23 protein-coding genes are annotated in these 26,092 nt (G+C 46.6%); 10 read left to right on the forward strand and 13 right to left on the reverse strand.

The genetic code is table 11. The annotated features are described in order from the left end of the window. Positions 1 to 5 precede the first annotated feature (5 nt). Together pdxR and AC0IYG_RS05640 are read left to right on the forward strand one after the other, a co-directional pair. Entirely contained in the window at positions 6 to 1,499 is a 1,494-nt protein-coding gene (gene pdxR, locus AC0IYG_RS05635; protein ID WP_471710101.1) for a MocR-like pyridoxine biosynthesis transcription factor PdxR, read from the forward strand. Positions 1,500 to 1,525: 26 nt separating this feature from the next. Continuing rightward, positions 1,526 to 2,740 (forward strand): MFS transporter, encoded by a 1,215-nt coding sequence (locus tag AC0IYG_RS05640; RefSeq protein ID WP_471710103.1) that lies wholly within the window; start codon positions 1,526 to 1,528, stop codon positions 2,738 to 2,740. Here the strand turns inward: AC0IYG_RS05640 and AC0IYG_RS05645 are convergent. Next, the gene (locus AC0IYG_RS05645; RefSeq protein ID WP_471710104.1) at positions 2,737 to 3,093 is read right to left on the reverse strand and encodes a helix-turn-helix domain-containing protein; all 357 of its coding nucleotides are present in this window, start codon (positions 3,091 to 3,093) and stop codon (positions 2,737 to 2,739) included. The genes AC0IYG_RS05640 and AC0IYG_RS05645 overlap by 4 nt on opposite strands. Before the next feature lie 125 nt (positions 3,094 to 3,218). Between AC0IYG_RS05645 and AC0IYG_RS05650 the strand changes: the two genes are divergently transcribed. Then, positions 3,219 to 3,497 carry a hypothetical protein gene (locus AC0IYG_RS05650; RefSeq protein ID WP_471710105.1) on the forward strand — a complete coding sequence of 93 codons (279 nt, stop codon included), beginning with the start codon at positions 3,219 to 3,221 and terminating at the stop codon, positions 3,495 to 3,497. Between the two features lie 5 nt (positions 3,498 to 3,502). Here the strand turns inward: AC0IYG_RS05650 and AC0IYG_RS05655 are convergent, their stop codons facing one another. From AC0IYG_RS05655 to AC0IYG_RS05670, 4 genes are all read right to left on the reverse strand, one after another. Next, positions 3,503 to 3,859: a cupin domain-containing protein gene (locus AC0IYG_RS05655; protein ID WP_471710106.1), complete on the reverse strand. Its 357-nt coding sequence runs from the start codon at positions 3,857 to 3,859 to the stop codon at positions 3,503 to 3,505. 152 nt (positions 3,860 to 4,011) lie between these two features. Further along, complete coding sequence (locus AC0IYG_RS05660) at positions 4,012 to 6,180, reverse strand: TonB-dependent receptor (protein WP_471710107.1); 2,169 nt, start codon at positions 6,178 to 6,180, stop codon at positions 4,012 to 4,014. A 40-nt stretch (positions 6,181 to 6,220) separates the two neighbouring features. Then, positions 6,221 to 6,541: a DUF6660 family protein gene (locus AC0IYG_RS05665; protein ID WP_471710108.1), complete on the reverse strand. Its 321-nt coding sequence runs from the start codon at positions 6,539 to 6,541 to the stop codon at positions 6,221 to 6,223. 20 nt (positions 6,542 to 6,561) lie between these two features. After that, positions 6,562 to 8,589: a heavy metal translocating P-type ATPase gene (locus tag AC0IYG_RS05670; protein WP_471710109.1), complete on the reverse strand. Its 2,028-nt coding sequence runs from the start codon at positions 8,587 to 8,589 to the stop codon at positions 6,562 to 6,564. A gap of 205 nt (positions 8,590 to 8,794) precedes the next feature. On the opposite strand from AC0IYG_RS05670, the gene AC0IYG_RS05675 reads away from it, so the two are divergent. After that, complete coding sequence (locus tag AC0IYG_RS05675; RefSeq protein WP_471710110.1) at positions 8,795 to 9,043, forward strand: AbrB/MazE/SpoVT family DNA-binding domain-containing protein; 249 nt, start codon at positions 8,795 to 8,797, stop codon at positions 9,041 to 9,043. Continuing rightward, complete coding sequence (locus AC0IYG_RS05680) at positions 9,031 to 9,357, forward strand: type II toxin-antitoxin system PemK/MazF family toxin (RefSeq protein WP_471710112.1); 327 nt, start codon at positions 9,031 to 9,033, stop codon at positions 9,355 to 9,357. Before AC0IYG_RS05675 ends, AC0IYG_RS05680 begins: the two co-directional genes overlap by 13 nt. Positions 9,358 to 9,359: 2 nt before the next feature. Here the strand turns inward: AC0IYG_RS05680 and AC0IYG_RS05685 are convergent, their stop codons facing one another. Continuing rightward, the gene (locus AC0IYG_RS05685) at positions 9,360 to 10,802 is read right to left on the reverse strand and encodes an aminotransferase-like domain-containing protein (protein ID WP_471710113.1); all 1,443 of its coding nucleotides are present in this window, start codon (positions 10,800 to 10,802) and stop codon (positions 9,360 to 9,362) included. Positions 10,803 to 10,982: 180 nt separating this feature from the next. Between AC0IYG_RS05685 and AC0IYG_RS05690 the strand changes: the two genes are divergently transcribed. Further along, positions 10,983 to 11,447 (forward strand): DinB family protein, encoded by a 465-nt coding sequence (locus AC0IYG_RS05690; RefSeq protein WP_471710115.1) that lies wholly within the window; start codon positions 10,983 to 10,985, stop codon positions 11,445 to 11,447. 21 nt (positions 11,448 to 11,468) lie between these two features. Continuing rightward, positions 11,469 to 12,875, forward strand: coding sequence for a pyridoxal phosphate-dependent decarboxylase family protein (locus AC0IYG_RS05695; protein WP_471710116.1), 1,407 nt, complete (start codon positions 11,469 to 11,471; stop codon positions 12,873 to 12,875). Here AC0IYG_RS05695 and AC0IYG_RS05700 read toward each other — a convergent pair. Then, complete coding sequence (locus AC0IYG_RS05700) at positions 12,872 to 14,674, reverse strand: metallophosphoesterase (RefSeq protein WP_471710117.1); 1,803 nt, start codon at positions 14,672 to 14,674, stop codon at positions 12,872 to 12,874. The two genes, AC0IYG_RS05695 and AC0IYG_RS05700, sit on opposite strands and share 4 nt — an antisense overlap. Next, positions 14,671 to 16,473, reverse strand: a complete 1,803-nt coding sequence (locus tag AC0IYG_RS05705; RefSeq protein WP_471710118.1) for a cytochrome-c peroxidase — start codon at positions 16,471 to 16,473, stop codon at positions 14,671 to 14,673. The genes AC0IYG_RS05700 and AC0IYG_RS05705 overlap by 4 nt, the downstream gene beginning before the upstream one ends. 326 nt (positions 16,474 to 16,799) lie before the next feature. On the opposite strand from AC0IYG_RS05705, the gene AC0IYG_RS05710 reads away from it, so the two are divergent. Genes AC0IYG_RS05710 through AC0IYG_RS05720 form a run of 3 tightly spaced genes read left to right on the forward strand, consistent with a single transcriptional unit; the run spans position 16,800 to position 20,183 of the window. Further along, positions 16,800 to 18,047: a glycosyltransferase family 1 protein gene (locus tag AC0IYG_RS05710; protein ID WP_471710119.1), complete on the forward strand. Its 1,248-nt coding sequence runs from the start codon at positions 16,800 to 16,802 to the stop codon at positions 18,045 to 18,047. Next, positions 18,044 to 19,324 carry an amine oxidase gene (locus tag AC0IYG_RS05715; protein ID WP_471710121.1) on the forward strand — a complete coding sequence of 427 codons (1,281 nt, stop codon included), beginning with the start codon at positions 18,044 to 18,046 and terminating at the stop codon, positions 19,322 to 19,324. Before AC0IYG_RS05710 ends, AC0IYG_RS05715 begins: the two co-directional genes overlap by 4 nt. After that, positions 19,299 to 20,183: a helix-turn-helix domain-containing protein gene (locus AC0IYG_RS05720; protein WP_471710122.1), complete on the forward strand. Its 885-nt coding sequence runs from the start codon at positions 19,299 to 19,301 to the stop codon at positions 20,181 to 20,183. The genes AC0IYG_RS05715 and AC0IYG_RS05720 overlap by 26 nt, the downstream gene beginning before the upstream one ends. Here the strand turns inward: AC0IYG_RS05720 and AC0IYG_RS05725 are convergent. The 5 genes from AC0IYG_RS05725 to AC0IYG_RS05745 form a co-directional block, all read right to left on the reverse strand. Next, positions 20,180 to 20,569 (reverse strand): DUF983 domain-containing protein, encoded by a 390-nt coding sequence (locus tag AC0IYG_RS05725; protein WP_471710123.1) that lies wholly within the window; start codon positions 20,567 to 20,569, stop codon positions 20,180 to 20,182. The two genes, AC0IYG_RS05720 and AC0IYG_RS05725, sit on opposite strands and share 4 nt — an antisense overlap. A 143-nt stretch (positions 20,570 to 20,712) precedes the next feature. Then, positions 20,713 to 21,294, reverse strand: coding sequence for a chemotaxis protein CheB (locus tag AC0IYG_RS05730; protein ID WP_471710124.1), 582 nt, complete (start codon positions 21,292 to 21,294; stop codon positions 20,713 to 20,715). Beyond that, positions 21,276 to 22,085, reverse strand: coding sequence for a CheR family methyltransferase (locus AC0IYG_RS05735; protein WP_471710126.1), 810 nt, complete (start codon positions 22,083 to 22,085; stop codon positions 21,276 to 21,278). The genes AC0IYG_RS05730 and AC0IYG_RS05735 overlap by 19 nt, the downstream gene beginning before the upstream one ends. A 5-nt stretch (positions 22,086 to 22,090) precedes the next feature. Continuing rightward, positions 22,091 to 22,456, reverse strand: coding sequence for a response regulator (locus AC0IYG_RS05740; RefSeq protein WP_471710127.1), 366 nt, complete (start codon positions 22,454 to 22,456; stop codon positions 22,091 to 22,093). A gap of 23 nt (positions 22,457 to 22,479) precedes the next feature. Beyond that, positions 22,480 to 26,082 carry a response regulator gene (locus AC0IYG_RS05745; protein ID WP_471710128.1) on the reverse strand — a complete coding sequence of 1,201 codons (3,603 nt, stop codon included), beginning with the start codon at positions 26,080 to 26,082 and terminating at the stop codon, positions 22,480 to 22,482. Between the last annotated feature and the right edge of the window lie 10 nt (positions 26,083 to 26,092).

Here is a 26,092-nt window from a genome sequence, read left to right on the forward strand (position 1 = left end):
CAATTATGGTGCAAGTGCTGTCAACGTTGCTGAATGTGCAGAAGACGGACAAACAGCCTGTTTATTTGCAGATTGCCAATCAGCTGATGTCGCTCATCCGAAATGGCACATTGCAAACTGGTTACAGATTGCTCAGCACAAGGCAATTAGCAGATTTATTGAAGGTGCACCGCAGAACGGTTGTCCAGGCGTATGACGAGTTGCTGGCACAAGGCTGGCTTGAAAGCCATACCGGAAATGGAACATTTGTTGCCAAGCATTTGCCCGAAATTCAGCCACGAAAGTCGGAAAGCGACCATGCTAAACCCATTTCTCCGGCTGAAAAAGCGGGTTTCACATTTAAAGCATTGTCACATCTGGATCGTCCGGTGCTGAAACACGGGACGCGGTTGCACCTGGATGACGGTTTTCCTGATCCGCGACTGGCCCCACTTGAAGATCTTTCAAGAGCCTATCGAAGCCAGCTGCTCAGCGGAAATCCTTACATCAGGCTCGGATACGGTGATACAAAAGGGTCTCAATGGCTGCGGCAGGAGTTGTCGGCATATCTCAACGAAACGCGGGGAATGAAGGCTTTACCCGAAAATATTTTGATCGTAAGGGGTGTAATTATGGGAATGCATTTGGTCTGTACTGCATTATTGGAGCCTGGTGACAATGTTGTTGTGGATGCACCCGGCTGGTCAGGAGCAACAATGAACTTCATTCAGGCCGGGGCCAACATCCTTCGCGTTCCGGTGGACGAGCATGGTATGGACGTGAATGCATTGGAAGCATTGTGCCAAAAACAAAAGATCAGGCTGGTTTATCTGACTTCCCATCACCATTATCCCACAACCGTCGCCCTGCGCGCCGACCGCAGGATTAATCTTTTGAAATTGGCAGAAAAATATGGTTTCATTATTTTTGAAGATGATTATGACTGTGATTTTCATTATTTGAGTAAGCCATATATGCCGCTGGCGGGTGCGGATCCGGCGGGAATGGTGCTCTATTGCGGATCATTCACAAAGACCATATCTCCCGCTTTTCGAATTGGTTATTTGGTCGGTCCGGCGGATGTGATCACGCATTTGGCCAGGTTACGTAGGATTATTGACCGGCAGGGTGACCAGATGTTGGAAAATGCAATGGCAGAACTTTTGCACACGGGCATTATTCAAAGACATTTACGAAAATCAGTCCGGATTTATAAGCAGCGGCGTGACTTGTTCTGCGACTTATTGAAAAATGAATTGGGAAAATATGTCCAGTTCCAGGTGCCGGATGGCGGAATGGCTGTCTGGACGCATTTCGATCCGGCAATTGACCTCAAGAAGCTGGCTGAAAAAGCACTCCAAAAAGATCTATATATGGCAAGCGCCGCTTTCGTAAAACCCATGTTTCCAGGTGAAAATAATGATCCGCAAAATGGTATAAGACTTGGATTTGCATCTTCAAATGCGGAGGAATTGGTGGAAAGTGTTGAGATAATTAAAAACTTATTGGAAAATTTGTAGCCGTTATTTTGCCTTGAAAAATCTTTATGTTTAAGAAAATATCAGATAGTTACCGGTTGTCATTCAGTGGATTATCCCGGGAAACATGGCTTTTAAGCGTCGTGATCCTTGTCAATCGGTGCGGTTATATGGCGGTGCCTTTCATGAGCATGTACATTACGCAAAGCTTGCACAGAAGCATCGCAGACGCCGGGCTCGTGATTACATTATTCGGCATCGGGTCGGTGCTGGGCGGCATTGCGGGTGGTTACTTAACGGATATCTGGGGCTTTCGGCCGGTGCAAATTATTTGTCTTATTGTTAGCGGAATGCTGTTTGTCCTGTTTGAAATGATAGACAATTTTACCGCATTATGCTGCCTCATCGTCATTTTGAGCTTTTTTGTCGAAGCATTCAAGCCGGCGAACAACACGGCGGTGGCTGCTTATTCTTCACCGCAGAATCTCACACGTTCGTATGCACTAAACCGGCTCGCCACCAACATTGGTTTTGGTTTTGGCACTTCGGTAGGAGGGCTTTTGGCTGCGATCAATTACAGCCTGCTGTTTTGGGTTGACGGTGTGGTGTATATGGCGGCTGGTTTGCTGATCCTGATCTTACTTCCCAATGCAAAAAGTGCAGTCCGTAAATCAGTTGCGGACGATCTCGAAGCGGCTGGTCAATCGCCCTGGAAAGATGGGTTATTTGTCAGGTTCATGGTGATCGTGATGCTGTATATGATCTGTTTTGTGCTGCTTTTCAGGCTTGTACCCGTTTATTGGAAAGAAGAAATGCACATTGGGGAATCGACGATCGGGATCTTGCTGGGCATGAACGGACTCGTTATCGCGCTTTTTGAAATGATACTCATTCAAAATCTGGCGAACCGGAGGCCGGATTCGCATTATATCATCCTGGGGACCGTTTTCAGCGGATTTGCTTTCAGTATGCTCGTCGTGCCCGCCATTCTGCCCGTGATCCTGGCAGCTGCGGCCGTGCTTTTATTTACAACGGGCGAAATGCTCGCTTTGCCTTACATCAGCACATTTGTGATGAGCCGGGCCAGCACGGCGAACCGGGGGAAATATTCGGCAGCTTACTCAGTTTCGCAGTCCGTTGCACAGATTATCGGTCCCGCGGCCGGCGGTTTCATCGCGGCGCATTGGGGATATGACGTGTTATGGATGGCGTTGGTGGTGCTCAGCTTCTGCTGCGCCGCCGGCTTCAAACTATTATTTCAAACGAAAATGGGACTAAGCTAGTCCTCTGCCTGATCTGCCTTTTTCGACTGTTCCAGCATGTCCAGCAGTTCTTTATTTTTCTCCGCTTCCCGCTCCAAAGCCTTTTTTTGAAGCTCGATCAGGTCATCTTTTTTAACCATCACGTAATTTTCACGAGGCTCTTCAAACTGGGGCGATTCGCCGATCAGATAAGCGGCAGTAGTGCTGAAAAGCTCCGCTAATTTCTTGAATTCTGCGATGGATGGCTCATTTTTATCCGTCTCCCAATTGGAGATTGTGCCCTTGCCTTTTTTCTCCATAATAACAGCCAGCTGCTCCTGACTCAAACCTAATTTCTCACGACCCTGCTTAATTCTTTTACCAATACTTAGCATTAATCTAGATTTTAGTACAATTTATTTGATATTGATATAACATTATTGTACTTTTGTATATCAGTTATCGTAATGCACAAATTACAAAAAAGCTGTAATCTTATCACACATTATCCTCTCATCGAATGCAAAAGGTACACAACCGATTACCAGAGTATGGCTTTCTGACCATCAAAGAGCGACTGCTTATCCGCTTTGTTAAGTCAAGAAATATTGTTGGTAAAAATTGGCGCGGCGTGCTTGCCGCCAAGGACCCGTTCTTTAACACAAAGCAGGGCAGTGATTTTCTCACCTCAGTTGCCCAGGCCGTGTCAGATGGTAGCCGCGGAAATGTCGACCGGATTGAAAGAGTCACGGTCGCACTCGAAAAAATTGCGGGAATCAGGCCGGTTTCGGAAGTCTAGACCGCCTATTTCAATTCCGTTGTAATGAATTCCAGAATGCCGGTGCCGGTATTTTTCAGGTCGTGAATGGAGCTGCCTTGCTCAATGATATTTTGAAATGAGGTCTGTCCTTTTTTGAACGTGAAACTTACTTGGCTGCCGTCTTCCTGGTTTGAAACGCCCTGTCCATCTTGCAGCACAGTCCAGAAGTAATCGTAGTTATGACGGTGATAATGAATGCGTTCGCCCGGTTGCAGGCTGATGTGCCAGACCTTTACTTTATCGTTTTCAAAAAGTAATGTGTCGCCAACAGACTGGTTTTGGGTGTTTTCGACCAATTCGTCATGCAGTTCTTTGGGTGATAATGCAGCGGTTCTGGACATGCTCATAGCGGTTTAAGTTATCGTTGGACGTTTTTACCAAAGGTTTTGATTGTATTAAAGGCCATTTTAGCTGATTAATACTCATTTTACAATGTCTGGGAAAGTAGAAAAGCGGCGCGAAAAGGGCTTGCTAACACCTTTTCGCGCCATTTTTACAAATTGATCTTAATGCCGCCGTTGAAAACGAAACCGTCCAGCGGCGCATAAATATCTCGGAAAACCGGATTGGTTACCGATCCTGTATAAATGTTGTCAAACCGCGTTTGCCGCGCGTCCAGGAAGTTTTCAAAATTGATATAAATCGAGAACCGTTCCCAAAGCCGCTCAACCATAAAGCCCAAAATGACGTATTCCTTTCCGGTTTTACCATCGCTGAGCTTCTGCTTACTGAAATAATATGCCTCTAATCCAGCTTTCCATTTGTCTTCAACCTCATAGAAAAGCACAGAATTAATGCGGTGCTTAGGCGTCAGATAGTTTTCACGATGGACATTGTTCTCCTTAATGCGCGCATCCGTAAATGTGTAGCCAAGGAAAAGCTTGAAATCCGCGTAACTCAATTTCAAATTGGTTTCCGTTCCGCGCGTATCAATGTGTCCGGAAATGTTTTGAAATTCGTAAATGTCGCTCGTTACAGGTTTGAGAATGAGCGGCTTGTTGATTTTTGTATAAAAAAACAACTGGTTAATGCTGACATTGAGCTGGTCATCGAATATCGAAGTCTGATAATTAATGTCCCAATTGCCGCCAAAACTGTGTTCGAGTTTATTTTTATCTTGATCAATGCCCAAAACGCCTTGATATTGAATGCGTTCGCTTTCCTCCGTGAAGATTGTTGGCGCTTTGTAACCCAATCCGCCGCCGATCCGGGACGTAAACTTCGGCGCCAGTTTCAGCAATGCAGACAGTCTGGGCAAGAAAGCGACGCCGTAATCCATGACATAATCAGCGCGGAGGCCGGTTTCAACATGCAGCCAGTCTGCAGCTTTCCATGTATTTTGGGCAAAAGCACCGAGCGTATTCAGGTTGTAATTCCGGTTTGAACGGGAAGCAGCCATTGTTTCTTTAAACTGATCGGTCCACAAATTCGCACCTGCGATCCATTCCAATTTATCGCCGTGATTGGCATACGAAGCCTCTGTAAAAGTCGAATATTGCGTTCCGTTGAATGCATAACCCGGCGTCGTCAGCTTCCGGTTGAAATAACTTACGCTGTTTTTGACAATGAAATGCTCATGATTTCCGAAGATATGATCCAGCAGAAACTGCGTGCTGATGCGCTCCGTTTTGTTCTTTTCGAAGTAAGTGTGCCCCGCTTCCCGCTCGTTTTTAATGTAATGCATATCGCCGCCGATCCGGTTTTCGAACGAAGTGTTTACACCCAAACTAATCGTTGTGTTCGCATTGGGATAAACAAAAAACCGCGGATTGAATGTGAAGCGCTCAAACTTTGGAATGGCTGACAGGTCAATGCCGGCAGGATCATAAGCCGCGTTTCGGTTGTGTGCCGCAAAAATCGTTGCGCCGGTTTTACCAAATCTTTTGGAATAAAATCCATTGATATCAAAGCCGCCCGCACTCGTTCCGTTCAGATGAAATTTTAGCTCCTGCGCTTCCTTAGGCGTTTTTGAAATTAAATTGACGAGCCCCGCAATGGCGCCCCCGCCATACAATGTTGACGCGGAGCCTTTGATCACTTCCACCTGTTTAAGGTCAAGCGGGGGAATCTGCAAAAGGCCAAGTCCGCTCGCCGCGCCGGAATACAACGGGAACCCGTCTTTCAAAATCTGGGTGTAACGCCCGTCCAGCCCCTGAATCCGAATGCTGGCATTGGCGCTTGTGGCCGAAGTTGTTTGCACCTGAATCCCAGTGCTTTCACTCAAAACCATCCGAATGTCGCCAGGCTTCATATTCGCTTTTTCATCCAGTTCTTCACCGGCGATAAATTCCACACGCGTGGGAATGTCCTCAATCGTACGCGAGCTGCGCGTGGACGAAATGACCACTTCTTCCATTTCTTCGGCCTCGCTGACCATGAAAATCGTAAGCGTATCCGACGCGGGAAGCGCAATGGTGTCCACACGCGGCTGGTAACCCACAAATGTCGTGTTCAAAACGACCGATTCGCCCGAAATTCCGGTAAGTGTCGCCAGTCCGTCCGCATCGGAAACGGCGCCGTTTGTGGAGCCATTTATCTGCACTGTGGCCCCAGGAAGTGCGTTTTTTGTCTGCTGATCTTTAATGTAAACAGATAATGTATTTTGTGCCTGGGTGACGCTGACGTACAGCATAACCAGCACAAGCAAGATGGATTTTTGCATTGTGAAATTTAAATCGTTAAAAAATAATTAGCGGAACGATTTAAACGAGCTTCGGCGGTTGCCAGATAGATTGGGGAATGATCTTGAAATAAGGATCAGCGTATAAAATGCGGCTTTTCTCTGCGATAGCCGGCGCTTTTATTTCAAATTGATAGGCGCTCAAAACGCTCAGCATTTGCCCGCAGCAAGCGCAAATGCAAAACGGAGAGCAATTCTCTGAATGGTTGTCGTGATCTTGATGGTTATTATTATTAAAAGCTGCTTCATAACGCTCATTATCGGCACATTCAACTTCGTCGCCGCATGGAAGCAGCGCGAGTGAAAGCATGTAAAAGGCCAATATGAATGTCAGAAATTTCAATGCAGTCTGTTTTTTTGATATTACAATTTCTTACCCTGAATCCTGAATGCGTTCAAAATCGCCAGCAAAGCTACGCCAACGTCCGCAAAAACCGCTTCCCAAAGCGTCGCAATTCCACCCGCACCAAGGACCATAACCAGGACTTTGACACCCATTGCAGCCGAAATGTTCTGATAAACAATGCTTTTGGTAATTTTTCCGACCTTAATGGCCGATGCAATTTTTGATGGCTGATCGTTCTGGATTACAATGTCTGCGGTTTCAATGGCCACATCCGAGCCCAGCGCACCCATCGCAATGCCCACGTCCGCGAGCGCGATCACGGGGGCGTCGTTCACGCCATCGCCTGCGAAAGCAATGTGCTTTCCGGATGCTTTCAGTTCTGAAACCAACCGCACTTTGTCCTCAGGCAAAAGATTGCCATAATGCTTGCTAATGTTCAGCTGGCCAGCAATATGCGAAACGACGGCTTGCTTATCGCCTGAAAGCATCACGGTTTCAATTCCCAATTTCTGCAACTCGGCAATCGCTGCGGCAGCATCCTCTTTGATCTCGTCTGCAATGGTAATGTAGCCCGCATAAGAGCCGTTAATTGCCACTGAAACAATGGTTTCAGTGATTTCTGTCAATTCTTTCGGATAAGCAACCTGAAATTTATCCAGCAATTTAAGGTTTCCGGCAAGCAGCAGATCCGGTCCGACTTTTCCTTTTAATCCATGTCCGGAAATTTCTTCCACTTCCGTTGGTTTGGTCAACGTCAATGTTCCGGCGTGTTCCACCACGGCCTTAGCAACCGGGTGCGTCGAATATTGCTCCAACGACGCCGTTTTTAAGATAAAATCATTTTTATCCAATGTTGTCTCAACCTTCTGGACTTTAAAAATGCCCTTTGTAAGTGTGCCCGTTTTATCCGAAACCAGCGTGTCGACTTTGGTGATAACATCCAGAAAATTAGCGCCTTTTACCAAAATCCCATTGCGCGAAGCAAGCCCTATGCCGCCAAAATAACCCAGCGGAATGGAAATCGTAAGTGCGCAAGGGCAGGCGATAACCAGGAAAACCATCCCGCGGTAAAGCCATTGATCAAAGTCATAATTGGCAACAAAAAAATAGGGGAGAAGAATGATCAAAACGGCTAATAGGAACACAATGGGCGTATAAATTTTCGCTAACCTGCTAATCAGCAGCTGTGTAGGCGCTTTTCTGGCGGTTGCTTGCTGAACCATTTCCAATATCCGGGACAGCTTCGAGTCTTTGAATAAAGTGCTGACCTCCACTTCCACGGATTTCTCCATATTGATCATTCCAGCAAGAACAGTTTCTTTTTGCACTTTCTGGTCTGGCACAGATTCGCCGGTTAATGCTGCCGTGTTGAATGTTCCATTAAGCGATCTGAGCGTGCCGTCAAGCGCAACTTTTTCTCCTGCTTTTACAACAATGGTCTCACCGATCTGCACCGATCCGGGCGCCGCTTGCGTATCTTTCCCGTCCCTGATGACCGTAACTTGTTCGGGTCTGATGTCCAGCAATGCCTTTATGGAACGTTTCGAGCGACTGACTGCCAAATCCTGAAAAAGCTCACCGATCTCGTAAAAAATCATCACTGCAACACCCTCGCTGAATTCACCAATGTAGAATGCGCCAATTGTTGCAATGGTCATTAATGTAAACTCATTGAAAAAATCACCCCGCATCACGCGCCGGAATGCAGTGGCGATGGTTTTATTTCCTGCCAAAACATAGGCAACCAGCATCAATACGATTTCGGCAATGCGGTTAACCTCGATTTTTAATATAAATGTTGTGATCAGGAAGCCTGCAAGGATCAGCAAACTAAGCCAAAGCATCGAGCGACTTTCGAACAAGCTTTCGTCTCCTCCATCGCCGTGGCTGTGTCCTTCGTGGTCATGATCGTGATCGTGTCCATCGTGATCATTATGGTTATGAGGTGTGGCTTTATTTTCAGCTTTTGCCGGTGCAACAGCGTCGGATGAGCAGCAATCTTTTTCGTCGTGGTGTGTGTGTTTATTTGTTTCGCTGAGTTTCATTATGTTAGAATCAATGGGCTTAATGATTTGACAAAGATAGCCCCTAACACCATGCAACAGGGTTACAAGTCCTGAAAATCAACTAATTGCAATGTTGTTGCAGTGAGTGATCGAGCGTATTATCAGGTTGGAAGCGTAAAAACTGTTCAAGATTGGAGACCAGAAAGCGCTTTTGATTGTTATAACATTATTATAACTTTGTCCTATGCTGGTAAGGGTTAGAAAGATTGGAAATTCCCAGGGTGTTATCCTTTCAAAAAACATGATGGAGCAATGTAACATCAAAGACATTGTAAACGTGGAGGTTAAGGGCGCTGCCATTGTCATTGAGTCAGCAACTGAAAATCCGAGGGCGGGTTGGGAAGAGCAATTTCGCCAGGCCGATTCCCAGAAAGATGAAGATTTGCTGGATGGACTGACCAATGCATTTGACGAATCGGAATGGACGTGGTAGTCAGGCGATTCGAAATTTACTTTCTGAACTTAGATCCGACCATTGGCAGTGAAATTCAAAAGTCGCGACCCTGCGTCATTGTCTCGCCCGACGAAGTGAACCGGGCGCTCAACACGGTCATTGTTGCGCCATTGACTTCAACCATTAAGCGATATCCTACCCGCATTGATTGCACGGTGAGTAACAAAACAGGGCAGATCGCAATTGATCAGCTTCGGGCGATTGATAAAGTGAGGCTTTCCAAAAAGATTGGCATTCTGGATTCTGTCACTGCTGAGCGTGTTTTGGAAGTGATCAAGGCACTTTTTGCCTGATTTTAGTTCATCCGAGCTGCGATTAATGAACCTAGTTTCAGCAAAGCCTGATCAATTCCCGCACTGTATGGCGCACCAAAACTGATCCGGATGTAGTTCGTAAATCTGCCATTAATGCTGAAAATATGACCGGGTGATATGCTGATGTTTTCCAGAATTGCGGCTTCAAAAAGCTCGAAAGCATTGATTCTCGGATTCAACTCAATCCATAATACGTAACCACCCTGCGGACGGCTGATTTTGGTTTCGGCTGGAAAATATTCCGTGATCGCCTGGGTGTAACGCAGGCATTGCATGTGTAGCGCTTTCCGCAGATTCCGCATATGGAGGTCGTAGCGGCCGGTTTCGAAAAAATATCCGATGGCAGTTTGTGTCGGGGTGGCGGAGGAAACGGTGTGCGCGATTTTGTTGCTAAGCACTTTATCAATGAATCTGCCCGGGATGCACCAGCCGACCCGGTAACCCGGTGCCAGCGTTTTGGAAACAGAAGAACACAGCATAACGAGTCCTTTTTTATCAAAACTCTTGCAAGTTTTAGGCCGGTTTTTACCAAAATACATTTCTCCATAAATGTCATCTTCAATGAGCGGGATTTCCCTTTCAGCAAGCATTTGAACCAACTGCTGCTTCCGCTGATCCGGCATACAGGCTCCCGTCGGATTGGAGAAATTGGGAACAAAAAGAACTGCTTTGATCGGCGTCGTTTTTAAGGATTCTTCCAGAAAATCAATGTCAGGTCCGTCCTGTGGATCACCTGGCACTTCAAATATTTTCAGACCCAGATTTTTAAGCACATTAAAAATGCCAAAATAATTGGGGCTTTCCACAGCCACCATATCGCCGGGCTTCGCCACAGCTTGCAGGCAAAACGCCAGCGCTTCCATGCACCCATGCGTTGTTACGACCTCATCCTCAGTAACATTGCCATTCCAGTTGAATGCATATTTCGCAATTTGCTTCCTCAAATTCCGGTTTCCCTGAATTTCTTCATACTGCGTGCAGCTATGCGCACTTTTCCGGACAGCTTCCATCAATGCTTTATTGAGCTTCGCCACCGGAATCAGCTCGACGGACGGCGCAGCAGTCGACAGCCTGATCGTGCCTTCCCGCGTCAACCTTTGATAAATTTTCCGGATCATTTCGTCCACATCGGGATTAGCAAGTTGGTCGACAGACATTTTTGCGGCTTGGACTTTCATCTGCGGCGCCGATCTGTAACGGACAAAATATCCGGATTTGGGCCGCGCTTCCACATAACCTTTGTTTTCAAGCTCAACATATGCCTTATATGCGGTGCTCAAACTGATGCCCTGTTCCTTACTGAGTGCCCGGAGCGAAATAAGTTTATCGCCGACTTTGAGCAGGTTATGCTCTATTTGATGTGCCAATCGTTCCGCAACCTGGGTGTATAGGAATTCGTCCCGGTCGATTATTGCCTCCGCCATGTGATTTGATTCAAAAATCTGTTATGGCCAAAATTAACAAAACTGAATCTGTTTTTTCTATTCATGAGGATGCAATTTTGCATTGCAGTTCGATTTAATGTTTCTATCAGCACGCCAGGCCGCATGGAAAGCTGAATGGATTTTTTAAATTGAGCTGCACCATTAAAACATTTATTAGCTATGGGAAATGAAATTATTGTTCAGCTCTTTGAGCGCGATCTGAAAAAGCTGCGGAACGAAATAGCAGCCTATCCTTCGGAAGATTCATTATGGGTGCCTTTGCCGGGAACGATCAACACCGGCGGCAATTTGTGCCAGCATTTGATTGGTAACCTACGCACTTACGTGGGGCTTACATTGGGTAATGTTGGATATGTCAGGAATCGGGATGCCGAATTTGCAGCGCGTTATTTTACACAGAATGAACTGATTGCAGAAGTTGAGAATGTGTCAGAAATCGTCATCAGATCCATTAACACCTTATCGGAAAACCAGTTAAAAGCAGAATATCCGCGCGAAGTTCTTGATATGTTCGCGAGCCAATCGATTGAGCTTATTCTTACGCATTTGTCCACGCATCTTGCTTATCACCTCGGCCAGATCAATTACCACAGGCGCTGGGTTTCTACGCTCACCACTCCTTAATTTTATTTCAAAACAATTGCCATGAATAATGCGCTAAAACAAGATCTCGATCACATTGACGAGATTCTTGACCATGTAAAAAACAGAAGCTTGGATTTCCTTCACGAGCTTTCTGACCTGCCGACTTATGCAAATGATCTGGAAATCGCGTCGGCGAAGTTGCCAGCAGAAGGATTGGGCACGCAAAAAAGTCTTGATTACTTTAAAGAAAATTACCAAAAACTCATCGTAGCAAGCGCGGGACCAAGATTCTGGGGATTTGTCACAGGCGGCACAACGCCGGCGGCCATTGCGGGTGACTGGCTGACATCCGTTTTTGATCAGAATGTGCAGTCAATCAAAGGCGCTGGTGACGTTTCGGCGATCATTGAGAGGGAAACCGTTTCGCTGATGTGTGAGCTTTTCGGTTTGCCGGACGTCTTCCATGGCGGATTTGTTACCGGCGCCACCATGTCAAATTTCACAGGTCTGGCTGTGGGGAGGCAATGGGCTGGCCGGAAACTGGGCATCGACATTTCCAGAAACGGCATGTCACCCGAAATCCTCGTGATGTCCGCAACGCCGCATTCATCGGTGATCAAATCAATGTCTATGCTCGGTTTTGGCAGTAATAACCTGTTGAAGATTGACACATTATCTGAGCGGGAAGCAATGGATGTTGCTGACCTGGAAGCAAAATTAATTGCCGCCAAAGGCAAATCCGTCATTGTAAGTTGCAGCGCGGGAACTGTCAACACGGTCGATTTCGATGACATTAATGCGATTGTTGGCTTAAAAAAGCGTTACGATTTCTGGCTTCATGTGGATGCTGCTTTTGGTGGTTTTGCAGCATGTTCTCTCGCGCATGAACATTTGCTGAAAGGCTGGGAGCAAGCGGACAGCATTACCGTCGATTGTCATAAATGGATGAATGTGCCTTACGACAGCGCGGTTATTCTCGTCAGGAAAGCGCATGCGGTGCTGCAAGTCGAGAGTTTTCAAAACACGAATGCGCCTTATCTGGGCGATGTGTCGGAGAACTTTACTTACCTCAATTTACTGCCCGAAAATTCCCGCCGTTTTCGTGCATTACCCGCCTGGTTTAGTCTGAATGCTTACGGGAAATCGGGTTTTCAGTGGATTGTGGAAAACAGCATTGCGCGCGCCAATGAACTTGCGGCCTACATTGCGCAAAGCGAATTGTTCGAGCTGGCGGCCCCGCTGCGGTTGAATGTGGTCAGCTTTTGCCTGAAAGATCAGGAATTAGATCAAACGGCATTCCTTCGCACATTGAATGAAGACGGAATGGTTTTCATGACGCCCACAACTTTAAACGGCAAACTGTGCATCAGAGCAGCATTTGTAAATTACCGGACAACCTACGAGGACGTTGCAATCGCCATTAAGGCGCTGGAAAATGCATTGATCCAGATGCGGGTTGAAAGCTAATAAATCACAAGCTTTTTCACCAGGCTCCGTCCGGCAGACTCAACTTTAAGCAGATAAGCGCCTGCTCCCAGATTTTCTGGCAAAAAAGCCGCCGGCATTTCAGTCAATGTCATTTTCTTAACTTCTAAAATCCGTCCGGAAACGTCCATTAATGTCATATTAACGCCGAAAGAAGCCTTTTCAACGAGCCTGATCTGCATTTGTCCCGCAGCGGAAGGATTGGGGATGAGCTCGACATCAAACCTTTGCGGATCGGGATTCGCAGCCAGCACAACGTCTTTCGGCGTTACATTGACGTGGAAAATGTCATTAATGCAGTTCTGCTCGTCCTTGACTTCAAAATCCGTCGACTGCGCAGGGCTTACCTTTAAGGTCGGCGTGGTTTCGCCCGTGCTCCACAAATGTGTGCCGATGAATGAAGGTTTTAATTCGACACTTTCACCCGCTCTGATCGTAATGCTCGATTCCTTGCTAATGTCTTTTTCGATTGTGAACTGGTCATGGATTTCGCCGTCTGTGGCAATCCACCTGGCATCCAGCCGATTATGCTCCACTTCCAGCACAAGCCCGCCGGAACGCTCGGCATCCGAATAATACATGGCCTTATGCGGAAAACCGGCTGCCGGTGAACCGAGCTGCCCGGCTGATCCTGAAACCACATAAACGGTTCCTTTATTGGATTCAGTCTTTTTGAAATACGGACAAGATTGGGGCGAGCCGTCATAACGCCCCGAGGATGTGCTCAGATTATGTTTGACCGCATCAAATGTTTCGGCCTTATCATAATGTCCCTGCATAAGGCGCGAGCGCTCGTACACGTGGCTATGACCGCACAGGATCAGATCGACGCCGTTTCTTTCCAGGATTTTGATAAAATTCTCCCTGATGCGAATCAGGTCTTTCTCCGTTTCAGAATTGCGCGAACCTTGCGAATAGGGTGGGTGATGCCAGTAGGCGATGATCCAGTCCTTATTCTGATTCGCTGCGAGGTCTTTTTTGATCCACTGAACTTGCCTGCCGAGCGTGTCGTAAAGCCGGGTCGCATAATCTTCCTTGCCGTAAGAATCGAGCGAGAGAAAATGGACATTCCCGTAATCATAGGAATAAAAAGCCTCGGTTTCGGATGCTACGCCGCCGGCTTCGCCCTGGACTGGAAGTGTGAAAATGTCGTAATAAGGAACATTATGGTCGTTTTGCCGGTCTGGATTGTCGTTGTTATAATCGTGGTTTCCGGGCGTTGGGAAAACGGGGTTCTTTTTTAGAAATGTGTCTTTGTAAAAATTGAAAAAGTTGGACTGATATTCTGCATCGCGCCCGAAACTATATGCATTATCGCCCAGCAGGAGCAATGCATTCATATATTCATCACCTAAATATTTCAAAACGGCCTCTTGCACCCGCTGCTGCGTGGCTGAATTGGTGCCGCAATCGCCGAGGACGCCGAATCTATATTTTCCTTTTGTGCCCGGCGTCGGTGTCGTCTGGAAATAATTTTCGGCGTCGCCCTGCAAAACCTGGGTCGACGAGCCGATTGAATAATAATAGCGCGTTGCCGGAGCGAGATTTAAGAGTTTGATTTCGTGTTCTGATTCTGAAGCGGATTTTTCAGCCTGCATATTCAAAGCATCCGGGGAAGTGCCGTAGCGGACCAGACTGGAAGTTGCCGCATCTGTCCGCCAGCGTATCACCATGCTGGATGAGGTTGCCGATTGCAAGTAAGGCCCACGCAACAATCCCGTTTGTGCGTAAGCCAGTTTAATGTGGAAAAGGAGGAAGATGAGCAGTAAATTTCTTTTCATATGGTGTCTGTAAGGGCGTGCAGGAATGCGATGATGTCTTTCTTTTCTTTTTCGGTCAAGTTCAACGGGGCAGGAGAAAGTGTTTGCTTTGGCACATCCAGCCCAAGTCCAACACCGCCGCCGCGGTCATAAAAATCAATAACTTTTTCGAGTGAGCCGAATGCGCCGTTGTGCATATACGGGCCGGTTACTCCCGTATTTCTGACCGTTGGCGTTTTAAATGCGGCCTGATAATAAGGCGTTGCGCGCACGTCCATGCGGCCATTGTCATTGTCTTTTTCGGGATGGTCGAGGTCGTCGTTGGCAGTGGTGCCAATGATCTCGAATTCGGTTAATGCGTAAAAAGGCGGAATAAGACCATTGAAAAGAGGCGCAAAATGGCACGTGCCGCATTGCGCTTTTCCCATAAATAAGTTGAAACCACTGACTTGTTCTGCGGTCATCGCCCCGCGGTCTCCCGCTAAATAGCGATCAAAAGGAGCATTATAAGGGGTTAATGTGCGGATATAGGCGGCTAAGGCTGTGTAAAGCTGTTTTTCGTTCGGTTTGCCACTTGTTTTTGGAAATGCCTTTTTCCACAAGCCCTTGTACTTTTTGTTTTTAGCCAAAAACTGAAAGCTCTTACCCGGATCACCATTCATTTCCGCCTCATCGCGCAGGACATTTTCAATCTGCGCTTCAAGCGTTTTGGCGCGGCCGTCCCAGAATTGGTTGTGCTGTGCTGCCGCGTAAAAAAGGGAAGGCGCATTCCGCCTGACCGTTGTTTCGGGATGAATGCCAATGCTTTTCGGCAGGCCGTCCGTAAAATAGTTAGCAGGATTGTGGCATGAAGCGCAGCTCTTGGTGTTATTGCCCGACAAACGGGTTTCGAAAAAAAGCTTTTCTCCCAATAAAACCTGCTGGGCAAGAACAGTTGGCACGGCCGATGAATCACGCTTTTTCAGCGCATTGTTGCTGAATAAATGTGGCGCCTCAGGATTAAGCATGCCCGGCATCGGGCTTTCCAGATTCATTTTGCTGATCATTTCCTGCAAATGCGTTTGTAACGGCAGGGCTTGATCCATGAGGAATTTAAGCCTGTCAAATGAATCAAAATCCTGATTAGCGTTCAAATAAGCGATGGAGCTTGTCAGATAAAATTGAACGCTGTCGCTGTGACTATCCTTAATGTAAGGTTGTAGCACGTGATCGAGCGTTTTTAATGCAGTTTCTGATTCGCTGATTCCACTTTTAAGTAATGGCGCGTCAAATCCACTGATCCCGAGCGCAATGACTCTAATCAGTTCCAGTCGGACGCTTGCAAGAATCTGTTTATCGTCGGTTTCAAATTTGTAAAGCAATGCGTGCAAGTCGCTGGCGGCATGGCTGAGCAGCTCTGCCTGGGCAATCAAATCGCCTTTTGAATCCTCGGTAATGCTGTCAAACAGCATGGCTTCCATATACTGCATCCCCGACGGCTCCATGTATTCGAGATAGGGTTCCTCAATTTCGTTTTTGGGTGGGCGGTTGTAAATCCGGGAAGAAGTGAAGAAAAAATGCTCTAAGAAATATTCGATTTGCTTATAAGATTCCCTCACGCCGATCAGCCTTTCTTTCGCCAATTCGATTGTCCGCGGCTCCTGGGCGTCAATGTTGCGGAAAACCGTTTCCAGTTCATTCAGCTGGGCTGCATAAGCTTTCGCATCTTCCCGAAACAGGCTTATACTCTGGGAAACACCGATTGACCCTGCCTGTTTTTCAGCAGAAAAAGCAAAAACAAGGAAAGACGCGATGACCAGGAATGTAAAATTTTTGCGCATACGCAAACTCGGGTTTACAGACCTAATATTACAGATAATTATTAGTTTTTCCGTGCAAAGAGGCAGGTGCGTTTATGCGTAGGCGTTCAGTTTGGCCTATAAATGCCAGAAACAACTTGTTGAGCAAACGAATCTACAACGCCACGAAAATTCTGTGTCGTGCACAAAAATCTTCCACTAACAACCCTTAAAACCAGTGAAAAAGAGCGCCCGGCAAGTCTGGCATAGTAATTTATCATGGGCTTGGAAAAAAGATCCGTTTCGACATGTGAGAGTCTTCCGAAGTGGAAAAACGGGTTATTCATTCATCAACATTCATAATCATAATGGTCGATACTGCAATCAGCAAGGATTTTTCTAAAAATCATCTGCAACAATTAGCGCCTACCCAAGCTAAGGATCAGGAAACACTTCCGAAAAACATGCTTTGTTTTTCACATCTTAGATGGGATTTTGTTTACCAGCGGCCACAGCATCTTTTAACCCGTTTTTCAGATGTAACCGCCGTTTATTTTCTGGAAGAACCAATTTTTGGTCAAACGGACGTTCCATATCTGACCTTTTCACAACGCCTGCCAGAACTCTGGGTTTGTGTGCCGCATTTGGCCGCCGGACTCAGCAAGGATGAGGTTAATAAGCAGCTTCGCGAGCTTATCAAGGTGTTTTTTGTAAATAAAAACCTGGATGACTTCATCTTCTGGTATTATACGCCAATGGCGCTGGAATTCTCGTCGCATATCACGCCCGGACTTACGGTTTACGATTGCATGGACGAACTTTCGGCATTCAAATTTGCGCCGGACTCACTTAAATGTCTTGAACAAAACCTGCTTACAAAAGCGGATGTAGTGTTTACAGGCGGACATTCACTTTTTGAATCGAAAAGAAATCTGCACGCGAACATTCACCCGTTCCCGAGCAGCATTGATAAAAAGCATTTTGGAAAGGCAAGAAAGCAGAACAGCGAGCCAGCTGACCAAGCCAAGATCAAAGGACCAAAAGTTGGTTTCTATGGCGTAATTGATGAGCGTTTCGACATTAAGCTTATTGAAGATATCGCCAATGCACGCCCGGACTGGAACCTCATGCTCATTGGACCGGTGGTGAAGATCGATCCGGCGACGCTTCCAAAAAATAAGAACATTCACTATCTCGGCGCACGGTCTTATGATCAGCTTCCCGCTTATTTGTCTGGCTGGGACGTTGCACTCGTGCCGTTCCTGTTGAACGAATCAACGCGTTTCATCAGCCCGACCAAAACGCCCGAGTACTTGTGTGCAGGCAAGCCCGTTGTTTCTTCCGCGATTCGCGATGTGGTGAATCCTTATGGAAAGAACAAACTGGTTTCTATTGCTAAAAACAGCGCTGAATTTGTCAAATGCATTGCCAAGTGGCTTGACATGGGTGACAAAACAGAATGGCTGAATAACGTCGATAAGTTTTTGCTGACTAATTCGTGGGATTTGACTTGTGCTGGAATGACTGATTACATGGCTTCAACTTATAAAAACAAAAAAATTGTTTCATTGCCTGCGATGAGCGCGACGAAGAACCGAATCAGCGCCGAGCAATGACAGAAATCAAAAACCCGTTTAAATCTTTCTGGATGGGAGGATTTGAATGTGCAGACCAGCTCAATATCCATGGGGATCGGGTGGACCTGTTGAAGGACACCGGTCACTTGCAGGTGATTGATAGGGATTATGAGATGCTGCGGCAGTTTGATATCCGCACCGTTCGCGAAGGAATCAGGTGGAGTCAGGTTGAAGTGAAGCCTTATCAATATGATTTCAGTTCAGTCAAACTAATGATCCTGGCCGGGCAGCGGCAGGGTGTGCAGCAAATCTGGGATATTTGTCATTTTGGTTTTCCGGACGACATTACGCCGTTGCATCCGCATTTCACGAAGCGGTTTGTGGCATTATGCAAAGCATTTGCATTTTTCTACAACCACATGTCTCCCGAACTGCCGCTGATCGTGACGCCGATCAATGAGGTTGGCTTTATATCCTGGCTGGGTGGCGATGCGGCCGGAACCGCTCCTTATAGTCGCAATAATGGCTGGGAAATGAAGTACGCGCTCATGCGTGCATACATTGCGGGCGTGCAGGCACTCAAAGAATATGATCCGCGCATCCGGATCCTGACCACCGAGCCGTTGATCAATGTCGTGCCCGAATTTGGTGCAGATGCATTGGAGATCCAGCGTGTGCAGGCCGAGCATGACCTTCAATATCAGGCAGTTGATATGCTTTGCGGCAAAATATGCCCGGAGCTGGGTGGCAAGCCCGAATATCTGGATATGCTGGGTTTTAATTACTATTATAATAACCAGTGGGTTGCCGGAACGCACCAGTATATGGGCTGGAATGATCCGATCATGGATCCGAGATGGCGCGGATTGTCTGATTTGCTGCGGGAAGCGCATTTGCGTTACGATGTGCCCGTCGTGCTGACGGAAACGAGTCACCCGCTGGAAGACAGGCCGATTTGGATTAGTATGGTGGCTGAGGAAAGCTGCAAGCTGATCGAGGAGGGGATTCCGTTGTGGGGTGTTTGTTACTATCCCATCATTGACCGGCCGGATTGGGACAATGTTCATTATTGGCACCATTCGGGGATCTGGGACACAGACCCGCTTGTTTACGGAACGAGCAGAGTATTGCATATGCCGTCTGCGGGAGCATTGCTGGCTGGCCAGGTTAATTTGAGACAGGTCCAGCGCATGGCTCAAAATCAGGAATCATTTAAAAAGGCACAAAAATCGTCCATGATAGACTATATCGTTAAATTGCCGGGAAAAATCATCAAAGATTTTGTTTCCCATGCAGACGACGTTCCCGCGACTTGACATAGGACCGCTCTCCGAATACAAAGAGGACGACGTGATGATCAGCCGTTTTTCAGCGTATTTGGAAGAGCATCAAAGCCTTGTATTTCCGCACCGCCATAGTTTTTATCATTTTGTGCTTTTTACCAAAGGCGCAGGTTCGTATACGATTGACTTTAACCGGTTTACGGTAAAACCGTTTCAGATTTATTTCATGATTCCCGGGCAGGTGCATGCCTGGGATTTTGACGGTGAGATCGAGGGTTATGTCGTAAACTTTTCTGAGCTCTTCTTCCGGTCATTTTTGTTGCAGCCGGATTATCTCGATGCTTTCTCTTTTTTCGACGGCGACAGCAGCCATGGTGTGATCGACATTAAGCCTGAAATTCAATCCGGCATTGCCTCTGTTTTCGAACAATTGCTTTTGCAGGCGCCTAAGGGCCCTTTCAGGGAAGATATGATCCGTGTTTTAATGTTGCAGTTATTTTTGCTGCTCGAACAAAGCCAGTCCAGAGAGCAGCATCACATGGCTGCGAGTCAGAAAAATCCCTTGATCAAAAACTTTCAAAAGCTGATCGAAAAGAATTTCGCAAATCTGCGCCAACCCGGTGAATATGCTGATCTGCTGCATGTTACCCCCAATCACCTGAATGCAGTTTGTAAAGAACATCTTGGTTTGCAAGCAGGCTCGGTGATCCGCAACCGCATTGTGCTGGAAGCCAAAAGGTTGCTTATTAACATCGATCTGACAGTTTCGCAGATCGCCTATAAGCTCAATTTCAGCGATAATTCTTATTTCACGCGTTTTTTCAAAAAAGAAACGGGCATGACGCCGGAGGTTTTCAGGTCCAAATCCGCCAATCAGCCCGTCAGGCGTTAATGCTTAACCGATGAAGGTTCGTCGGAAGCCGGTTTGATAAATAATGCAAGCCACGAACGACGTGCAAGCCGGTAAAACAATGGTGTTAGAATGATCAAAACGGGAATAATGCTGATCAAAAAGTAGTCAAGATATTGCTCGAAAAAATTGACGAAGATCAGGAAATAGATCACCATAAAGGCGACATAGAACGAATAGCTCATGTAAAGTGCGCCTTGATAAAATCCCGGCTCAGGCACAAGATTCTCACCGCAATGCGGGCAGTGCTTGTTCATTTTGTCAAAGTTTCGAAGATTATAGGCGCTTTTTGAAATGAAAAAATCACCTACGCCGCATCTCGGGCACTTGTTAAAAAGAACGCTGTATAATTTGCTAGGCTTTGCCATGTGATGTAATATTTGATTGAGACAAATTTCGCCACAAATCACCTGAGAAAGAAAGACGGATGCTAGCTTTTATGGCACTAATCAACGGTTGATTATGAAAACTATGCCAGAAACGATTTCAAAGGAGACAATGGCGTCGCTATTCAATGCAGATTGTTGATGAACTGGGCCATTTGCGGCACATCTAAAACGTGGTCAATCACCGTGTGCATCAGCGCATAATGCGGCATATAAGGCATTTGCGCGGTGTCAGGATTTTGGACGACGGTGACACCGCCATTTTTTTTCACCACCGAAAGTCCCTTTGTCCCATCTTCATTAGCACCCGACAAAAGCAATGCAGCAAGGGAAGGACCGTAGGCTTCTGCGGCAGACTCAAATGTGACGTCAATGCTGGGGCGGCTGAAATTAACTTTCTCAGAATAGTCCAAAGCAAATGAATGGTTTTTTTCGATCAGCAAATGATAATCGGCAGGAGCAAGATAAATGTGTCCGGGCAGGATCACATCTTTGTCCTCAACTTCGTGGGTAGGAGCGAGGGATTTGGTTGACAACAGTTCAGAAAGGGATGAATCGGCAGAATGACGGCGGTGCAGCACGATAATGATGGCCACTGAAAAATCTTTTTTCAGTAACGGAAGCAAGCTGAAAAGCACTTGTAAACTTCCCGCGGAACCACCGATCACCAAAGCTTTTACTCCGTTTTCTAAACGATTTTCTTCCATATCTTTTCCCGGTTAAGCTGTTTGAAGTTATTCTGGACCACGGAAAACTTCAATGTCTCTTTGGTTCCCAAAGCCAGGAATCCCAAAGAGCCAAGGCTGGCGTCAAACAATTTTAAAACCCTGTCCTGCAAATCTTTCTCAAAATAGATCAGGACATTTCTGCAAAATATGAGATCAAATTCATTGAACGAACTGTCTGAAACGAGATTATGCGTGGAAATGATGATTTTTTCGGAAAGCTCCCTGTCGAACTTCGCCTGTCCGTAATTGGCTGTGTAATATTGTGAAAAGTCCTTCACGCCGCCGGAAGCAATGTAACTCTCGGAATATTGCTTCATTTGCTGCAATGGAAAGATCCCTTTTCGCACTTTTTCCAACACGCTTGGATTCAAATCAGTGGCATACAAAAGTGATTTTTTCAGCAGATTCGCTTCTTTTAACAAGATGGCCATTGAAAAAACTTCCTCTCCAGTGGAGCAGCCCGCATGCCACACGCGAATGAATGGTTTGGTGCCGAGCACCGGCAATATGTCTTCGCGCACCGATTTATAAAACGAAGGGTCGCGGAACATTTCAGTCACATTAACCGTGATTTCCTCGACGAACCTTTTCAGATAACTTTCGTCGGTTCGTACGCGATAACGAAATTCGGCAAAGCTGGGAAATTTGTCCAGAGAATAAAGCCTTACAATCCGCCTTTTAAGCGAAGCCTTGGAATAGCTGGTGAAATCGTAGCCATAAATGTCCAGCAAGTCATTCAGCAAAAGGTCAACATCCTCGTCCTCAATCATTATTCCTATATGTCTTTTAAAAGATGCAGTAATTTATCGACGTCAATCGGTTTAGAAATGTAATCGTCCGCTCCGGCTTGAAGGCACTTTTCGCGGTCGCCCACCATTGCCTGGGCCGTCACTGCAAACACGGGCGTCTGCTTCCTGTGTTCTATTTTTTTGATCATTGGAATCGCGTCATAACCGTCCATTTCTGGCATCATCATATCCACCAAAATGGCGTCCACCGTTTCGCTGGTGCGCAGCAAATCGAGTGCTTCATGCGCGCCGGTGCACGAAATGCAGTCAAACGACTTGGCTTTCAATGTTGCTTTCAATGCGAAAATATTCCTTGCATCGTCGTCAATAATCAACACTCTTTTCTTACTCATAAGAAGCTATCTTTTCCAGCGGATCAAAACTTTTCGTACAGCCAAACGCGCAGCAGCGACATCAGCTGGTCAATGTCAACAGGTTTTGTAATATAGTCCGATGCGCCTGCATTAATGCATTTCTCGCGGTCGCCCGTCATGGCCTTGGCGGTTACAGCAATCACCGGCAGGTTGCGCCATTTATGGTTTTCGCGGATCCGCCTGGCCGTTTCATAGCCGTCCATTTGCGGCATCATCATGTCCAGCAGCACCACATCCACATCCGGATTTTCTTCCAAACGCTGCAATGCTTCTTTGCCATCCAATGCGGTCAGCACATTCATTTTATATGTTTCCAGCGACTTCGAAAGCGAGAAAATGTTCCGGACATCATCATCTGCAATCAGGACTGTCTTATCCTTCAAAATCTCGCCTAATGCGCCCAGATTCGGTCTGTCAGATGATTTTTGTGAACCTTTCTTATTTTCTTCAACCACATGCAGGAAAAGCGAAACTTCGTCGAGCATGCGCTGGTAGGAGTGGGCAGTCTTTACGATAATGGAATCTGCATATTGCTTAATGCGCAATTCCTCAGTCATTGAAAGGCTTTTTCCAGTAAAAACAATGATGGGAATGTGCTCAAATCCTGGGCTTCTTTTGGCAAGCTCCAACATTTCGTAAGCCTTTTTATCCGGAATGCCCATGTCCAGGATCACGCAATCCACCTCATTATTCTGCAATGCTTCCACGCCTTCGTTAATGTCACTTTTTAGCTTTGAATTAATGTTAAAAGAAGACAGAAAGTAAGCCAATGCCTTGGCGTGCATGGAGTTATCTTCAACAATAAGCACTTTCTTGCTTTGCTTGCTGACAACAAATTCGATCTTTTTAAATATCTCCTGCAATTTGTCCAGCGCAACAGGCTTATCAATAAAATCCACGGCTCCTTTGAGCAGACTTTCATTTTTCATGCGGTGCGATGACATAATGTGCACAGGAATATGCCGCGTTTCCGGGCTCGCTTTAAGCTGATCCATCACAGCCCAGCCGCTAATCACGGGCAGCTCAATGTCCAGCAAAATGCCCATGGGCTTGAATGTCTGCGCTAGTTTCAATCCTTCATCTCCCCGCACGGCCACGATTCCTTTGTAACCTTGTTTGCGCGTGTAATCCAGCAGCGATTTTGCAAACATGGTGTCGTCCTCGATGATGAGAATTGTTTTGTCTGTCGCTTCAATGCTGGCCCGGTCATCGGCAATGCTTTCCGGAATTACGGTGCTGATAAAACGCGTGCTGTCGTCCACAGGCGCGGTTTTCAGATATTCTTCGCTGTGGTTGAGGAAATATGTTTTCGGCTCAGGCGCAGGCGCTCCGTAAGCCCTCGCAACCGGGACGGTTAGTGTAAATGTGCTGCCTTCGTTCAAGACGCTGCTCAATGTGATTTCGCCGCCAAGCAATTTTACAAGCTCCCGGCTGATCGAAAGTCCCAATCCCGTGCCGCCATATTTGCGTTTTGTAGAGCCGTCGGCCTGCTGGAATGCTTCAAAAATGTGCTGCTGTTTTTCAGGTGCCACGCCGATGCCTGTGTCGGTTACGGCGAAATTCAGCATGCGTTCATTGCCCGCTTTCGCGCTTACATTGATTTTAACCGAACCTTGCGACGTGAATTTCAATGCATTCGAGATCAGGTTTTTCAGGATCTGCTCCAAGCGCATCTTATCCGTTTCAATCACCGGCGGAACGGCATCTTCGATTTGAATCGCAAATTCGAGTCCTTTTTCCCTGGCCACAGGCGCGAATAATCCTTTCAGGTCATCAGTGATTTCTTTTACCGAAACCGTCATATAATCCAGCTCCATTTTGCCGGCCTCTATTTTAGACAGATCGAGAATCTCATCGATCAGCCCCAGCAAACCGTTTCCTGATGATTGAATGACCGTTGCATATTCAATTTGCTCACCACTCAGATTTTTCTCATCATTTTCAGCGAGTAAGCGGCTCAGCAACAGAATTGAGTTCAATGGCGTGCGCAGCTCATGCGACATATTCGCCAGGAATTCGGACTTGTAGCGCGTGGTGAGTTCGAGTTCCTCTGCTTTTTTAAGGATTTCGAGGTTTTTCTCTTCCAGCAGTCCGCTTCTTTCTTCAAGTTCTTCATTGGTCTGCTGCAATTCTTCCTGCTGCACACGAAGCTCTTCTTCCGACGCCTGCAATTTTTGCGATTGCGCTTCGAGCTCTGCATTCAGGTTTTCCAGCTCATTATGCTGCGTTTGCAGTTCCTCCGATTGCGCCTGCGTCTCTTCCAGGAAATTCTGCAATTTCAAGTAATCAAGCGCAGAGTTAATTCCCGTGGCAATGGATTCAAGGTTATCCTGCAAAAAGTGCTGTTCAAGTGTTCCGGGTGTTTTCAAAAAGCCCAGCTCAATGACGCCAATGCATTCATAAGCATAAATGAGCGGCAGAATTGCCAATGTTGCGGGTTTTGCTGTTCCTAATGTGGAAGTGACACGTAAATAATCGTCCGGCACATCGTGAACAAACATGGGTTTTTTGCTTGCGATCACCTGGCCCGCAAGGCCCGAGCCCGTTATTATAACGTCAGGTGCATTCTCGGCAGCATAACTGCTTGATAATCTGAAATTCCAGTCGTTATCGAGGATGTAAATCGTCCCTAACTGCGCTCCTGAATAAGTTGTAATGGTGTTGATCAGGTTATTCGTCAGCTTTTTCAAAATGCGTTCGCCCCGGATGGCATCGCTGATGTTCACGGCGCCGGTTTGCAGCCAGTTTTTGCTGTTCAGATCCAGGAAAGTTTGTTCGAGTGAAGCTGTCATCCGGTTTAGCGCAGACGAAATGCGGCCCAGGTCATCTTCGCTTTCGTCATTGCTTCTGATGGAATAATCTCCCTCCGAAACTTGCCGCGTAATCTGCTCTATTTGATTGATGCGACGCTCCGTATCAGCGTATTTCGCCATTTCAAGTTTTTGTGCCGCAATCCTTTTATCCATATCATTTTTGATACGCATATAGGCAAACACAGTGATCAGGATGGAAATAAGTGCCGCAAAAACAAGCAGTATGGGCGTGTATTTAATGTAAATCTGCTGCTGTTCAAGTCGGTTGGCAAGAACTTGATTTTCCTCAGCCTTAATGCGTTCGACGAGCAGGCGCAGATCGTCCATGATCTTTTTGCCCTTTGTCATTTCCCGCACCCTCGATTCCTGATCTTCGGTAAGGTTGGCGTTCTTCCGGGTTTGATCAATAATGTATTGCATTTGCCCGAATTTGGCTTCGTACAATGCTTTTACTTCACGGAGATTCTTTTGCTGGACCGGATTATCGGCTGTAATTTCACTGAGATTGTTGTAGCTGTTGGTGGTTTTTTCGTAAGCGTCGTTGTAGGGCTGCAAAAAAGTCGGATCGGCGGTGATCAGAAAGCCGCGTTGTCCTGTTTCCGCATCCTTAACGTGCGAGATAATGCTTTCGGCCTCAATCAAAACCTGGTTGGTGTGATTGACCAGCTCCGAGTTGTTGATCAGTTTTTGTGTGCTGTAATAAGAAGCTAATAAACTGAAAATCAGCAGCAGTATAGAAAATGAAAATACAATTTGTAATTGCTGAATGATCGAGTTAGAGGTTTTTGTCATGGATGCCTGT

The organism is Dyadobacter sp. AC419 (genome assembly GCF_979253085.1).

What these genes read in the sequence shown, in the direction of transcription:
- AC0IYG_RS05655 (WP_471710106.1), bottom strand. Translation starts at nt 3,859, where the DNA reads ATGTCCAGAACCGCTGCATTATCACCCAAAGAACTGCATGACGAATTG.
- AC0IYG_RS05690 (WP_471710115.1), top strand. Translation starts at nt 10,983, where the DNA reads ATGGGAAATGAAATTATTGTTCAGCTCTTTGAGCGCGATCTGAAAAAG.
- AC0IYG_RS05735 (WP_471710126.1), bottom strand. Translation starts at nt 22,085, where the DNA reads ATGATTGAGGACGAGGATGTTGACCTTTTGCTGAATGACTTGCTGGAC.
- AC0IYG_RS05645 (WP_471710104.1), bottom strand. Translation starts at nt 3,093, where the DNA reads ATGCTAAGTATTGGTAAAAGAATTAAGCAGGGTCGTGAGAAATTAGGT.
- AC0IYG_RS05685 (WP_471710113.1), bottom strand. Translation starts at nt 10,802, where the DNA reads ATGGCGGAGGCAATAATCGACCGGGACGAATTCCTATACACCCAGGTT.
- AC0IYG_RS05745 (WP_471710128.1), bottom strand. Translation starts at nt 26,082, where the DNA reads ATGACAAAAACCTCTAACTCGATCATTCAGCAATTACAAATTGTATTT.
- AC0IYG_RS05640 (WP_471710103.1), top strand. Translation starts at nt 1,526, where the DNA reads ATGTTTAAGAAAATATCAGATAGTTACCGGTTGTCATTCAGTGGATTA.
- AC0IYG_RS05725 (WP_471710123.1), bottom strand. Translation starts at nt 20,569, where the DNA reads ATGGCAAAGCCTAGCAAATTATACAGCGTTCTTTTTAACAAGTGCCCG.
- pdxR (WP_471710101.1), top strand. Translation starts at nt 6, where the DNA reads ATGGTGCAAGTGCTGTCAACGTTGCTGAATGTGCAGAAGACGGACAAA.
- AC0IYG_RS05730 (WP_471710124.1), bottom strand. Translation starts at nt 21,294, where the DNA reads ATGGAAGAAAATCGTTTAGAAAACGGAGTAAAAGCTTTGGTGATCGGT.
- AC0IYG_RS05740 (WP_471710127.1), bottom strand. Translation starts at nt 22,456, where the DNA reads ATGAGTAAGAAAAGAGTGTTGATTATTGACGACGATGCAAGGAATATT.
- AC0IYG_RS05660 (WP_471710107.1), bottom strand. Translation starts at nt 6,180, where the DNA reads ATGCAAAAATCCATCTTGCTTGTGCTGGTTATGCTGTACGTCAGCGTC.
- AC0IYG_RS05700 (WP_471710117.1), bottom strand. Translation starts at nt 14,674, where the DNA reads ATGAAAAGAAATTTACTGCTCATCTTCCTCCTTTTCCACATTAAACTG.
- AC0IYG_RS05720 (WP_471710122.1), top strand. Translation starts at nt 19,299, where the DNA reads ATGCAGACGACGTTCCCGCGACTTGACATAGGACCGCTCTCCGAATAC.
- AC0IYG_RS05680 (WP_471710112.1), top strand. Translation starts at nt 9,031, where the DNA reads ATGGACGTGGTAGTCAGGCGATTCGAAATTTACTTTCTGAACTTAGAT.
- AC0IYG_RS05705 (WP_471710118.1), bottom strand. Translation starts at nt 16,473, where the DNA reads ATGCGCAAAAATTTTACATTCCTGGTCATCGCGTCTTTCCTTGTTTTT.
- AC0IYG_RS05650 (WP_471710105.1), top strand. Translation starts at nt 3,219, where the DNA reads ATGCAAAAGGTACACAACCGATTACCAGAGTATGGCTTTCTGACCATC.
- AC0IYG_RS05710 (WP_471710119.1), top strand. Translation starts at nt 16,800, where the DNA reads ATGGTCGATACTGCAATCAGCAAGGATTTTTCTAAAAATCATCTGCAA.
- AC0IYG_RS05675 (WP_471710110.1), top strand. Translation starts at nt 8,795, where the DNA reads ATGCTGGTAAGGGTTAGAAAGATTGGAAATTCCCAGGGTGTTATCCTT.
- AC0IYG_RS05715 (WP_471710121.1), top strand. Translation starts at nt 18,044, where the DNA reads ATGACAGAAATCAAAAACCCGTTTAAATCTTTCTGGATGGGAGGATTT.
- AC0IYG_RS05695 (WP_471710116.1), top strand. Translation starts at nt 11,469, where the DNA reads ATGAATAATGCGCTAAAACAAGATCTCGATCACATTGACGAGATTCTT.
- AC0IYG_RS05670 (WP_471710109.1), bottom strand. Translation starts at nt 8,589, where the DNA reads ATGAAACTCAGCGAAACAAATAAACACACACACCACGACGAAAAAGAT.